The sequence below is a fragment of the Pseudomaricurvus sp. ABR4_320 genome (assembly GCF_056159445.1).
This window is the reverse complement of sequence record NZ_JBSWVF010000001.1, coordinates 496,518-509,106: the sequence shown is the minus strand read 5'-3', so window position 1 is coordinate 509,106 and position 12,589 is coordinate 496,518. Positions and strand designations below refer to the sequence as shown.

The 12,589-nt window shown below is 52.1% G+C and carries 11 protein-coding genes; 4 read left to right on the top strand and 7 right to left on the bottom strand.

What is annotated here, in order from left to right; all coding sequences use genetic code 11:
- Positions 1–3 precede the first annotated feature (3 nt).
- On the top strand, positions 4–801 hold the full coding sequence (locus ACXAFR_RS02185) for a hypothetical protein (RefSeq protein WP_475171491.1): 798 nt from the start codon (positions 4–6) through the stop codon (positions 799–801).
- Positions 802–809: 8 nt separating this feature from the next.
- Here the strand turns inward: ACXAFR_RS02185 and ACXAFR_RS02180 are convergent, their stop codons facing one another.
- Together ACXAFR_RS02180 and ACXAFR_RS02175 are read right to left on the bottom strand one after the other, a co-directional pair.
- Positions 810–1,388 (bottom strand): hypothetical protein, encoded by a 579-nt coding sequence (locus ACXAFR_RS02180; RefSeq protein ID WP_475171490.1) that lies wholly within the window; start codon positions 1,386–1,388, stop codon positions 810–812.
- A 10-nt stretch (positions 1,389–1,398) separates the two neighbouring features.
- The gene (locus ACXAFR_RS02175; protein ID WP_475171488.1) at positions 1,399–3,048 is read right to left on the bottom strand and encodes a hypothetical protein; all 1,650 of its coding nucleotides are present in this window, start codon (positions 3,046–3,048) and stop codon (positions 1,399–1,401) included.
- 171 nt (positions 3,049–3,219) lie between these two features.
- Between ACXAFR_RS02175 and ACXAFR_RS02170 the strand changes: the two genes are divergently transcribed.
- Both ACXAFR_RS02170 and cls read left to right on the top strand, forming a co-directional pair.
- Positions 3,220–4,101, top strand: a complete 882-nt coding sequence (locus ACXAFR_RS02170) for a DMT family transporter (RefSeq protein WP_475171485.1) — start codon at positions 3,220–3,222, stop codon at positions 4,099–4,101.
- Positions 4,102–4,112: 11 nt separating this feature from the next.
- Entirely contained in the window at positions 4,113–5,528 is a 1,416-nt protein-coding gene (gene cls / locus ACXAFR_RS02165) for a cardiolipin synthase (protein ID WP_475171484.1), read from the top strand.
- Between the two features lie 13 nt (positions 5,529–5,541).
- Here the strand turns inward: cls and ACXAFR_RS02160 are convergent, their stop codons facing one another.
- From ACXAFR_RS02160 to ACXAFR_RS02140, 5 genes are all read right to left on the bottom strand, one after another.
- Positions 5,542–6,141, bottom strand: coding sequence for a PqiC family protein (locus ACXAFR_RS02160; RefSeq protein ID WP_475171482.1), 600 nt, complete (start codon positions 6,139–6,141; stop codon positions 5,542–5,544).
- A 21-nt stretch (positions 6,142–6,162) separates the two neighbouring features.
- Positions 6,163–7,140, bottom strand: a complete 978-nt coding sequence (locus ACXAFR_RS02155; RefSeq protein ID WP_475171480.1) for an MlaD family protein — start codon at positions 7,138–7,140, stop codon at positions 6,163–6,165.
- Positions 7,141–7,164: 24 nt separating this feature from the next.
- On the bottom strand, positions 7,165–7,941 hold the full coding sequence (locus ACXAFR_RS02150; protein ID WP_475171478.1) for an ABC transporter ATP-binding protein: 777 nt from the start codon (positions 7,939–7,941) through the stop codon (positions 7,165–7,167).
- Entirely contained in the window at positions 7,941–9,059 is a 1,119-nt protein-coding gene (locus ACXAFR_RS02145) for an MlaE family ABC transporter permease (protein WP_475171474.1), read from the bottom strand. Before ACXAFR_RS02145 ends, ACXAFR_RS02150 begins: the two co-directional genes overlap by 1 nt.
- 126 nt (positions 9,060–9,185) lie before the next feature.
- Positions 9,186–9,623, bottom strand: a complete 438-nt coding sequence (locus tag ACXAFR_RS02140) for a hotdog fold thioesterase (protein ID WP_475171471.1) — start codon at positions 9,621–9,623, stop codon at positions 9,186–9,188.
- Positions 9,624–10,120: 497 nt separating this feature from the next.
- On the opposite strand from ACXAFR_RS02140, the gene ACXAFR_RS02135 reads away from it, so the two are divergent.
- Entirely contained in the window at positions 10,121–12,514 is a 2,394-nt protein-coding gene (locus tag ACXAFR_RS02135) for an ABC transporter substrate-binding protein (RefSeq protein WP_475171468.1), read from the top strand.
- Positions 12,515–12,589: the final 75 nt, after the last annotated feature.

Here is a 12,589-nt window from a genome sequence, read left to right as displayed (position 1 = left end):
CCCATGATAAAAATTGCCTTTCGTTCTCCCGGTCGCACTTGTCGGCTGGGTCGTTACCGCCTGCAGCCTTCTCGAATGATTCTGCTGAGTCTCGCTTTATTGGTCAGCCTTCCCGTGTGGGCGGCGGTGCCCGATGGCGCCACTCTATACGCCGTTGGGGAGGCCAAAGATCGAGATTCTCGGCAACTGGTGTATCGGGAATATCACTATCATTTGCCTGCGACTGATCGATCGCAGACGCCGGACTATGTGGTGTACAAAACACCCGATGGCCGTCTGCTGGTAGAGAAGCAGCTGTGGTTTCGTTTGGGGCCGACAGTTCCGGATGTCAGGCAGCGCAACCATCTCAACGGGCGTGAAATTGACGTCTCCGTTTCAGAAGCGGAACTGGACATTCGCTATCGGGACAGTACCGACGCAAAGGAAGAGCAATACTCTCTGGAAAATCAGGCGATCACGGCGGTCGATGCGGGGATGGAAGGGCTGATTCGAACCCGCTGGGATGAGTTACTCAAGGGAAGCATAGTCGAGTTTCACTTTCCGCTTGTCGCTCGAGGTCAGCATGCTGTATTGAGAATGCGCAAAGGAGACTGTGGTTCACGCGCCGAAGCATTGTGTTTGCAGGTTGAGCCCAACGCCTTCCTTTTGCGAATGCTGATATCGCCCATCAAAATGCAGTTTTCTCTGTCGGATCAGCGTCTTTTGGAATATCGAGGTCCCAGTAATATTACCCTGGCCGATGGCAGTAATCCTGAGGTTGTCATCGGCTACCGCTATCCCGAATCTGAACCAAAGAACTGAGACCAGCCTCAGTTCTTTGGCATCACGGTTTCTTCGGCGGGAAGTTCGACAATGGGAACCGCATCGGCATCTTTGCTCGTCGCCGATTTCTGTTGTGAGGCTTCGCCAACGTCGATCGGAATGGCAAAGGAGCGATTCATGCTGCGGCTGCCCGATTTGGATTCTACAAACAGGTTGATGTAGAACTTGCCATCGCTTACTGATTGAACAGTGATGGGGATATCCAGAATGTCATTGCCAAAATTCGAAACACTGATCTCCGTTTCTGTATTGACCAAAAGCCCGGCCGGCGCAGACAGCTGCACAGTGATGGTATCAAGGGGCTGTGTGGCGGACAATTTTGCCGTAAAGGATTCCACCTGACCATTGTCCGTATGGCCGTCATAATCGTGGGTTAGGGTGACGGGAGCCCCTGGTTTGGCGATTGCGGGTTTGAACTCTCCTTGACTGGCGACAATGGGCGCGCTGCGACTGATGGCGTCGTTGTGCTGGGAGTTTGGCTGAGAGGCATTACAGCCGGTCAGGACAAATAGGCTGAAAATCGCAGATTGCGTGCAGCGAACGACATAGTTATGTGATGGATTCATGAGTGCGTCCTTAATTCTGTGTGATGACCAGGCTGTAGCAGGCGGCTTGCGCGTCCAGCTCAAAGAGATCGAGCAGATAATCACTTTCGGTCAAAGTGCCGCTCCAATCAATGGCGCCGCTGCTGGTCGCCGTCAGTTCTCGATAAAAGCCTAAATTATTAAAAATATACAGGTTGGGCGTCGTGCCAGAGGTGGGGCTGGAACCGCTTTCAGTCAGCTGTATCCGATAGCTTCCTCCACTTACGCTGGTAATACGAAGGTAGCGATGATTTCCCAGGCGATTGGTATCACCATCGCTGCTGTAATCATCAAAGGTACACAGGGTCTGGCTGCTGCCGATACTGCCAGTCTGGTAGATCGGCAGCAGGGCCGCGATGTCTCCGTCGTTGGTTTCTCCCACCCCCCAGGCATCAGCAACTCCGATTTCCTGGGCTGCAGCTAATGCGTTCACAGCTGCAGTTTGGCTGGGGTAAAGGGTTCTGAATTGTTCGAGAAACAGAAAGACGGAAGCAAAACCGGGGAAGGTCAGATACTCATTGTCCGTCAGCGTAGCGTAGATGGGGCCTAGTCCCAGTGCTAGAGTGTCGGCACCATCCTCGGCGGAATCAAAAATGTCGTACAGCAATGAGTGTATCGACGCTTCGACAAACCAACCTCGATCGGAATAATTGTTCTCTTCCATATCAATGGCGAACCCAAAGGCTTGCTGAAGGCCGCCGCTGTCCTGATAGATTGGGTCATTGAGTATCATGGCTGCCAGGGCATTGCTCCAGCCTTCTGACCAGGCGACACGCATATCCAGCCGATCGGTGATACTGTGTCCGCCGCCAATTGAATCTGAGCGGGCGAGTACCGATTCAATAAAATGTCCCCATTCATGCACGATGAGGTGTTGATCGTACTCGTCACTGTCGTTATCTGCCGCACCGAGCAAATAGATCACATCGCCAGCACTGGTGTAAAAGCTGGTGCCGATGTCGCCGTCGGCATAATCACCGCTGGCAGCGATGTTATTTTCACTCCATCGAACTTCCAGTGCGGGAAGCGTCAGGTCTGTGTCGACGCTACTGAGCGCTTCCATCCCTTCGTAAATAATGTCCAGGATGGCGAAAGGCGCAGCTGCGCGGGTTGAATCGTAGGTGCTGCTGCTGGTGTTCCATCCGGAGGCTGCGTGCAGATCGCGAACACTCGCGCCACTTCCCGTCGACAAGAGTTGACCGTTGAGGACATAGAGCGCGTTATCCGAGGTATTGTCTGTCACAGTGACATCGCCAATGCCGCTCAGCGATGCTCGCATTTCCGCTCTGACTCTCACTCGAACATCGACGTTGGGTTCTACATCAAATTGATAAAAGCCGGCAGCATCTGTGGTCGTTAGGTCGATTTCGCTGCCGTTGGCATCCAGCAACTGCACGACCAGGCCGCGGGCGGGGGCGCTATAAGTTTCGTCATAATCCAGGCCATTGGTGCTGTCGTCATGGGGGACACGATCATAGGTGATCGTACCAGAGAGGCCGGATGTGTTGTTAACCGGAGGCGTTGAACCGCCGCCAGAATCTCCGTCATCGTCGCTGCTACCGCCGCCACCTCCGCCACCGCAAGCGGTGAGAGCCAGGCCGAAGCAGATGGGGGAAAGTATCTTGAAGAATTTGTAGGTCATACCGAATTTCCTGACAGGCAACAGCAGTTTCCCGTCTGATGTTAACAGGCCATCCTGTCATTCCCGTGAAAGGTGGCCGAATGAGGTTGTTTTGGTCTAGGGAACGTCTGTGCTAATGTGCCCTGGTTTTATGGGGACTGTCGTCTCTGTCCTTCTTAGCATAGTTGGTTTATGTCTGAATTGCTCTCGTCTGTTCCCCTTGGCGCCCGTTACATGATCTTAAGCGCCGCGGGATTCGCCTGTATGGGTATGTGCGTTAAGCTCGCTCACGCTGACGGTATTCCGATTCTGGAAATCGTTGCAGCAAGGTCGCTGATTTCCGGTGTTATCAGTTGGGCGGACGTCCGCCGCAAGGGAATTTCGCTGTTGGGTAACCAGCGGGGGCTGCTGTTTGCGCGTGGGTTGGTTGGCGCTGTTGCGTTAATCTGTGTGTACTATGCGGTCGTTCATTTACCTTTTGCGACGGCGACGTTATTGCAATACTTGCATCCGATGTTTACAGCGGTTCTCGCGGCGTTATTTCTGCGTGAAAGACTGCAAATGCCAACACTGGTCTGCATCCTGTTGAGTTTGCTTGGGTTGCTGACGATTGTTCGCCCAGGCCCAGAGGCGCTGTCGGCAGGCTACCCGCCACTGGCAATCACGGCGGCCATTGTGGGTGCTCTCGGCAGCAGTGTCGCCTATGTGTTCGTGCGCCGTTTGAGTCGCAGCGAAGACCCGTCGGTCATCATTTTTTATTTCCCCATCATCACCCTGCCGATTGCGCTCGTTCTCTTGGGTAATGATGCGGTCATGCCGGAGGGCGTAACCTGGCTGACGTTATTGGGGGTTGGAGTGTCCACGCAGATTGGTCAAATTGGATTGACCAAGGCCATGCAAACCGAAACGGCCGGCCGTGCGACCAGCTTTTCCTATCTGCAGGTGGTTTTTGCCGCAATAATTGGGTGGTGGGTGTTTGCGGAAATGCCGGATCTCTGGACTTGGATTGGGGGTGGGTTAATCGTGCTCGGTGCCCTTGTTAATATCTTCTGGAAACCCCAGGCCAATCGTTAGGACACGTGGTTTTGCTTTGGATCAGTCTACTTTTAGCGAGTGTGCATGCTGCAGGAATCCTGTCGTCGGTGCATGCGCTGTTGATGGTTCGCAGTTCACAAAGCGTTATTGCATGGGTGTTAATCCTGTTGATGTTTCCCTGGTTGGGGGTGCCAGCCTATTGGGCGTTTGGCCAAAATCGTCTGCATGGCTATGTCCCTTTACGTCGACGGGTCGATAGTTCGTTGCGCCAACGAGTGCAGGCTGAACGTCAGGCATTGACTCAGCTGACGCCGGTTAGCTCGCCGCCACAGCCAGAAATTGAAGCGGTGCAGCGACTTGCCCAGCTACCGTTTTTAAGAGGGAATCGGGCGGAACTGTTAATTGACGGGCAGGCCACTTTTGACAGCATACTTGCCGGTATGGCGGCGGCTCGTCATTATGTTCTGGTGCAGTTTTTTATTGTTAAAGATGATCGAACCGGAAAGCGCTTGCAAGAGGCTATGTTGTCCTGTCAGTCTCGCGGCGTGTCTGTGTACTTTCTCTACGATGATATCGGCAGCCATGCCTTGCCCAAGGCGTTTTTGCAGACGTTGCGAGATCGTGGCGTTCAGGTCCAACGATTCCATTCCCGTCAGGGCAGCAGCAATCGATTTCAAATTAATTTTCGCAACCATCGAAAAATTGTCATCGTTGACGGTGTTTGGGGTTGGCTCGGAGGACACAATGTCGGTGACGAATATGTCTATGGCCATGACCGCCTCGGCCATTGGCGTGATACGCATTTAAAACTAACCGGTCCCGCGGTGCTCGGCCTGCAAATGGTTTTTGCCGAAGACTGGAACTGGGTAACGGGAGAAACTCTTCCGGTTTGTTGGACACTGTGTCCTCAGCCAGAAGATCTGCCGGTGCTCATTATTCCATCCGGTCCTGCGGACGTTCGTGACACGGCCAGTCTGATGTTGCAGCAGGCGATATTTTCCGCTGAACGACGCATCTGGATTACATCGCCTTACTGTATCCCGGACGATGGTGTTTCCTCGGCATTGCAATTGGCGGTGCTGCGCGGGGTCGATGTTCGCTTGTTAATTCCAGATCAGCCAGACCATGATTTGGTCTTTCATGCATCCTTTTCTTTTCTGGGGCCGATCATCGATGCTGGGATAAAGGTTTATCGTTACAAAGCGGGATTTCTGCACCAGAAGGTTTTTCTTGTCGATGATAAAGCCGCGGGGATTGGTACGGTTAATCTCGACAACCGTTCTTTTCGGCTAAATTTCGAAGTGACAGCATTGATTACCGATAGCGGTTTTGCCAAACAGGTTGAAAGCATGTTGGTCGAGGATTTTGAGGACTCAGTGTTGATGACCAAAGCATCGCTGGAACAAAGGGGGCTTGCTCGCAAGGTGATTTCCAGAATCTGCTATCTGTTCGCGCCGATTCTGTGAGTGCTGGCGTCGATCAGGATTTAGCCTGAAACGATTGGAGTTCTCGCGCCAGCGCTTCGCTCAATTGTAATAGCAGTTCACTGTACGACTGGGCCAGTGCACGGCTACTGTCGCCGCTCAAAGGGGCTTTGAGATTGAGCATCCCTTCCTTCAATAATTGGCGTTCGTCGGGAGCGCGTAAACTCCATTGCGCTTGCAGTACGGATTCGTCACCGCCATCGTAAAGATTCAGAATTTCCACCTTAAAGGCGAGGTCGGGAGCATCCTGTCGGTGCCAGGGAAAGGCGCGTACATGTTCATTGCCCGTTAACGTGATGATGTTGCTGGTGAGAATGCGGGTCATGGAGATCTGTAGATCTTCGCCCCATTGTTCCAGTTCACTGCGGACGAGCCGATAGTTACTGCCATCGCGAATAATAGAGCGGCCAGCCAGGTATTCAGGAATACGCACTGGCCCTATGCCAACGCTTTGATTGCTGTCGGTAGGAATAACCTGTGCGCTAGCCTGTGGTTGTAATAAGTAGTAGCGGATAGGGGGGCTGGAACCGCAAGCACTGAGTAACAGTGTCAAAAAAAGGCTTGTCAACAGGGATAACAGGGAAAATCTCATCATTAGTGCAACTGTAGCCAGAGGTCAGGGAGCGCGTTTACCTTTAAGAATAGCTTCTGGTTCCCGCTCCAGGGTGCCAGATATTCGATTTACCTGATCGGCGGCTCTGCGCATGGCTTGCGCCGCCTGACTCATCTGATAAATCAATGGCGAATCGTCGGAGAGCAGATAGCTGCCATCTTCTGCCATATGCTCAAGTTTTAAGGCGGCCTGCTGAAGACTGGCAGAGGTTTCTCCGAGATCTTCAAGTAGATTAGGGAGGTCGCGATTGAGCGTACTGAGCAGCTGTTCGCCTTCGCGGCCAATAGGCTGCAAGGATTTACTGATGGCACTGATGTCTTTCTGACTGCTTACTGCCAGAGTCTCCAGGGACCGCGCTGCCGAGGCCAGTGTGGCAGGAAGCTGCTGAGTTTCTGGTTGGTTGAAGAGATCATTAAGCGAGCCGAGTAAGGAGTGCACTTGAGCGGCCATGAGTTCCACGTTGATTTCTTCGAAGATGTTGTAGATTTCTTCGAGGTCTGACCAGACAGTGGGAAACTGCGGATAGTCCGTATTGACGTCAACCAGTCGCGGAGGATTGGCATCGCCAAAAAAATCGACATTGATGTACAGCAATCCCGTCAGCAGACTCTGTGACTTTAGTTGTGCACCTAACCCATTGGCGAGCATTTCCTGCAGCAGTGTGTCGTCGTCGATATCCGACCCGGATTTCTCTCGGAACAAGGCTTCTGGACGTATACTGGCAATCACGTGGTTGTAGACGGTAACATCGTCACTGTCGAGTTTGACACGTATATCTACGACTTCGCCGATATTGACCCCTTTGATCGCAACCGGTGCGCCAACACGCAGCCCACTGATGGACGTCTTAAACACCATTTCGAATTTTTGAGAATCTGAAACCAGGTAGCCGCCACCGAAGAACATGACCAGGGCGGTGGCCAGTCCAACAATACCGATAAAAAAACCGCCAATCGCGCTGACGCTAATGCTTTTTGACATGCTTGCTCTTTCGGTTTTTGGAGATCATTGAGACTGAGCATCCGGCTCGGGTTCTGGGGCGCCACGACGTAGAAACTTTCTCACATCGACATGATGACTGTGGTGCAGGAGATCGCTCGGTTTTCCACAATCGAGCTGTGTACGCCTTACCGGATCGAGAAAAACGGAGTTTGTCCCAATTGTAAAGATACTTTCCAATTCATGAGTGACAATAACAAACGTAGATCCCAGTGTCTCTCGCAATTCTAGTATAAGTTCATCGAGCAGTCGGGCGCTGAGAGGGTCAAGCCCGGCAGAGGGTTCGTCGAAAAATAACAGCTCAGGGTCCAAGGCGATGGCTCGGGCGAGTCCGGCTCGTTTTTGCATTCCTCCACTGATCTCAGCAGGATAGTAGTCTTCGAATCCTGCCAGTCCGACGAGCGCCAGTTTAAAGTGAGCTCGCTCTGCGATATCCCCTTTGCTGAGTTTCGTGTGTTGACGCAGAGGGATACTCACATTTTCTGCCAGCGTTAAATCACTGAACAGAGCGCCACTTTGAAAGGTCACCCCCCAGCTTTGTGTCATTTCGATACGGTGCTGTCGACTGGCGTGAGAAATGCTCTGGCCGTTGATTTTGATATCACCTTTACGGGGTTGATAGAGGCCGATCATGTGTTTTAACAGGGTACTTTTGCCACAGCCACTGCCGCCCATTATGATAAAAATATCGCCGCGGTTTATGTGGAAGTTCAGGTGTTCCTGAACGACGCGCGAACCGTAGGCCATGGTGAGATTACAGACATCGATATGGACACTTGTCATCAAATATCCAACCGACTTAACGCAATATTAAAGATGGCATCCCACACCACTAACCAGACAATGGCTGAGACGACGGCTCGGGTTGTCGCCGCGCCAACCGCCGCAGAATTGCGTCCGCTGGCCATACCTGCCTTGCATCCGGCGACGGCAATAACCATTGCAAACACCAAACTTTTCGTGACGCCAATAAGAATCACGCTGGGTGTGGCGGCGTCGCGGGCCTGGGCGGCGAACTGTACCATGGAGACATCCATTTCCAGGGCGACCAGGGCTCCACCGAGAATGCCCAGCACGTCGGCGTAGATACACAGCATGGGCATGGCAATAATCAAGGCCAGTAGTCGGGGAATCACCAGATAATCGATCGGCGAAATTCCCAAGGTCGTCAGCGCATCAATTTCTTCGTTGGCCTGCATGCTGCCGAGCTGAGCCGCGTAGGCTGCCCCAGTACGTCCGGCGACGATGATCGCTGTCATAAAGGCGCCCATTTCTCGCAGCATACCGATGGCAACCAAATCGGCTACGTACAATTCAGCACCAAACATACGTAGTTGGACTGCCCCCAGGTAGGCCAAAATCATTCCCACTAAAATGCTGATCAAGCCAATGATTTTCAGTGCTTCGGGGCCGCATTGTTGAAAAAACGACCAGAACTCTCGGGTTGGCATGTCGGAGCGGCCGACGCAGAGTCTGCCACACCCACAGATAACTTCGCCGATAAACGTGCATTGGGAATGCAAGGTGCTCCAGATTCGGCGTAGCGTGGGCAGTGGATTCAGCGAAGAATACCAGTGTTCGTCTGCTGTTTTATGTACATCTCGTGGTGGAACAGCAATCGCCAATTCCATGATGCGGCAGAGATTCGGCGGCAATTCGTGAAACGTCAAAGGAATATTGCGCTGACAGCTCCAGCGCCAGCATTGGTAGAGGCGTGCGGTCAACGTTGAATCCCAGCTGGTGTGTCCATCCAGCGTGAGAATCAGTTGGCGGGGCTTGGCATCTTCCAGCGTTCGTGACATCTCGGCAAAGGTTGGCGGCTTGTGAGCTTCGCGCCAGGTGCCGGAAAACACCAGCGTGGTGGCGGCATCGGATTGATGTAAGGAATAGCCGGGAGTCATAAGTTGTCTAGCAGCGAAGCAGGGCGTTGGACCAGCGAAGCTTATGTCCATTGCTAAAAACAGAAATCATTGAGCTTGTCGCTAACCCCAAAATGGCTCCTTGTTATCTGGGTTTGTCACTTTTCATTAGGTCTGAGGTAATTCGACCACAGCCATGGTTAATCGGGAAATACAGCTCAGCTTACCCCGGTGATCGACGATTTTGATCTCCCAGACCTGGGTGGTTTTGCCCATATGAATCGGGTGCGCTGTGCCGATGACCTCGCCCCGAGACACGCCCCTCAGATGATTGGCGTTGACCTCCATGCCGAAGCAGCGATAGCGAGACGGGTCGACGGTTAGATTGGCGCCGATGCTGCCCAAACTTTCAGCCAGTACCACATTCGCGCCGCCGTGAATTCTGCCGGTGGGTTGAAAGGTGCGTTGATCGGCAGGCATTGTACCCTGCAAAAAATCAGGGCCGATTTGGGTGAGTTTTATACCGAGGGTTTCGTCGATGGTACCAAGCATCATTTCGCGAACTTGGTCGACCGTGGGTTGGCCAAACCAGATAGGTTTTGACATTCCGATGATTTCCTTACCAGCTGGGCCTTTATGATTGATCTGTTTGAATTTTTTCGGGAATCGTTCGACGCAAATTTATACCGTTTGGTTAAAACACAAGCGCACCATAAGCGTCTGACTTATTGGGGTCAGTGTAGCCTTAGCTGACGTCAATGAACAGTGACATTGCGCTGGGCTCGATGGCCGTATTTCGTGTGATCGTACCTACGGCGGAAACTCTGTGTCGATTTACGTGTCTAGGATTGGCGAATTCGGGAATTATTGTGTAAAGTTACTTAACTTTTCTTTAATGCCCTTTTCGCTTGTGTCTCGAGGTTCCGGAGAGCAAAGGGGACCACTGGACAGTCACGATTTTGCCGAAGTGCCAGTGCCGCCGGTCGGGTAGTTTTAACCGTAATTGATACGAATCACATTTCTGTCGCCTGTTTTGTCTTTGTATAAGACAGAGCTGGTAGAATTGTTGAGTATCAGGGAAGACGCACGGAAGCAAAGCAGCAGTGTTCTTACGATTTTTTCTAACGTTTGTTACCGCTATCACGCTGTCGTTGCACACGGCTGCTGGCTGGTGTGCAGAGGCTTCTGCAGAGGCAGTTCAATCTTCAAAGAAGGTTGTGCTGCAACTGAAATGGCGCCATCAGTTTCAGTTTGCTGGCTATTATGCGGCGCAAAAGCAAGGCTATTATGCGGCAGAAGGGCTCGAAGTTGAGTTTCGTGAGCCTGATCCGGATAAGCAGCCCTTGCAAAGTGTATTGGATGGTGACGCACAATACGGCGTCAATGATTCCAGTATTGTTCGCGCGCGTCTGCAGGGTAAACCGCTCGTTATTGTCGCGCCTATTTTTCAGCGGTCAGCACTCGCTATTCTCACCTTGGCATCTTCGTCAATAACACGTCCCGAGCAGCTCCGGGGGCGAACAATCATGTATACCCTGTCTGAATACGAGGGCAGTCTGACCGGCATGCTGCGCCGCGCTGGAATCAATTACGGCAATCATACACATATTGCTCACTCGATGAATGACGACGAGCTATTGCGCGGAAAGATAGATGCGATGTCTGGGTACGTCACCGATCAGCCCTACTATTTGCAGCAGAAGGGCGTGGCTGTCAATGTGCTGTCGCCGGACGCCGAAGGCATTGATTTTTATGGCGATACACTGTTTGTTAAAGAATCATACCTCGATGAACATGCCCATGAAGTTGAAGCGTTTCGACGTGCTTCGATTCGGGGATGGGTGTACGCCTTATCGAACAGAGAGGAAATGGTCGATTGGATCGTTGATCATTACAATCCCGGCAAAACCCGTTCTCATTTGCTCTATGAAGCCGAGCAAATCGAGAAGCTGATTCGCCCTGACTTGGTTAATATTGGCTATTTCAGTCGAGAGCGAGTGGAGCGTATCGCCCAGACATATCTGGATTTGGATATGGTACCGGACACTAACGGGCTAAAAGGTATCTACTACCTAGAGCATATGAACTCCAGTCGGGGAATTTATACCCGCTGGGCGGTAGGGACTTTGCTCGTCATTTTGCTGATCACTGGTATCGCTGTCGGGCTCTGGGCCATTAATCGCCGATTGAAACGCGAAGTCATTCTGCGGACTCGGGAGCTCCAGTTACAGACACGAGCACTGCGCCAATCGGAACAGCGCCTCATCGCCGCTCAGTTTATCGCACACCTCGGTAACTGGGAGTGGGACATAGAGAGTGACCAACTCTGGTTGTCGGCTCAAGCGCGACAGTTGCTGGGTATTTCTAACCGTGAAAAGGTGCTGGCTTTGGCGCATTTTGAGTCTGCCATTCATGCAAATGATCGCACCCATTTCGATGTCGTACTGCATGCATCTCTGGCTGGCAAGCGCCCCTTTGATCTGGAAGTCCGCGTCGCCGATGACGGGCGTGAAGCCTATCTGGAGATCAAAGGCGAGGTAACCTGTAATGAACGTGGCGAACCTTTGCAAATGCAGGGAGTCTGCATGGATATCACCGAACGTTTTTTGCAGGAAAAGCGATTGGCGCTCGCTGCGAGTGTGTTTTCACACACCCAGGAAGGAATCATTATTACCGATGCTGAGGGGCGCATTATTGAGACCAATGAAGCGTTTGAGCAGATAACCGGTTATTCCGGTGAAGACGTGGAGGGGAAAAACCCACGGCTGCTCAAATCCGATCGTCACGATGACGGCTTTTATCGCCGTTTATGGCAGGATTTAACCCAGCTGGGGCGCTGGAGTGGAGAGTTGTGGAACTCCAGTAAATCGGGTGAGCTTTTCGCCGTCAATCTGGCGATATCTGCGGTTGCGGACAATCGGGGGCGGCAAACTCATTACGTCGGTGTATTTTCTGATATCACGGAAAAGAAAGTGTATCAGGAGGAGCTGGAGCACAATGCGTTTTACGACATCCTTACCTCGTTGCCCAATCGTTTGCTGCTGGCGGAAAAACTTGAAGAAGCGATGAAGTTCTGTGCAAGAACCGGGGAGTATCTCGCCGTCTTCTATTTGGATCTCGACGGGTTTAAGGCCGTTAATGATCACCATGGCCACAGGGTCGGGGACGAGTTGCTGACGATTGTGTCGTCGCGATTAAATGAGTTAATTCGAGAGACAGATACGCTGGCTCGTGTAGGCGGGGATGAATTCGTCGCAGTTGTCCTTGGGTTGGAGCCAGGTAAAGAGTTGGAGATGTTAATCGAACGACTGCTCCGGGCGGCATCGACGACCGTAAAACTGTCTGTTGGTAAAATTAATATATCAGCGAGTATTGGTGTCGCGATCAGTCATCAGACCGGAGAAGATACCGCGGAGAAATTATTGTCTGTCGCTGATGAGGCTATGTATATCGCCAAGGCGGCAGGTAAAAATCGTCATCATGTGATCGAAATTTAGTTCGTCATCCACGTCTAAGCTGTTAGTCAGGGAGGGCGCCGGAAATATGTTTATTACCGTTACTGGGGGAATACA

Coding starts and splice junctions, on each gene's coding strand:
- ACXAFR_RS02185 (WP_475171491.1), top strand. CDS start 4: ATGATAAAAATTGCCTTTCGTTCTCCCGGTCGCACTTGTCGGCTGGGT.
- ACXAFR_RS02180 (WP_475171490.1), bottom strand. CDS start 1,388: ATGAATCCATCACATAACTATGTCGTTCGCTGCACGCAATCTGCGATT.
- ACXAFR_RS02175 (WP_475171488.1), bottom strand. CDS start 3,048: ATGACCTACAAATTCTTCAAGATACTTTCCCCCATCTGCTTCGGCCTG.
- ACXAFR_RS02170 (WP_475171485.1), top strand. CDS start 3,220: ATGTCTGAATTGCTCTCGTCTGTTCCCCTTGGCGCCCGTTACATGATC.
- ACXAFR_RS02160 (WP_475171482.1), bottom strand. CDS start 6,141: ATGATGAGATTTTCCCTGTTATCCCTGTTGACAAGCCTTTTTTTGACA.
- ACXAFR_RS02155 (WP_475171480.1), bottom strand. CDS start 7,140: ATGTCAAAAAGCATTAGCGTCAGCGCGATTGGCGGTTTTTTTATCGGT.
- ACXAFR_RS02150 (WP_475171478.1), bottom strand. CDS start 7,941: ATGACAAGTGTCCATATCGATGTCTGTAATCTCACCATGGCCTACGGT.
- ACXAFR_RS02145 (WP_475171474.1), bottom strand. CDS start 9,059: ATGACTCCCGGCTATTCCTTACATCAATCCGATGCCGCCACCACGCTG.
- ACXAFR_RS02140 (WP_475171471.1), bottom strand. CDS start 9,623: ATGTCAAAACCTATCTGGTTTGGCCAACCCACGGTCGACCAAGTTCGC.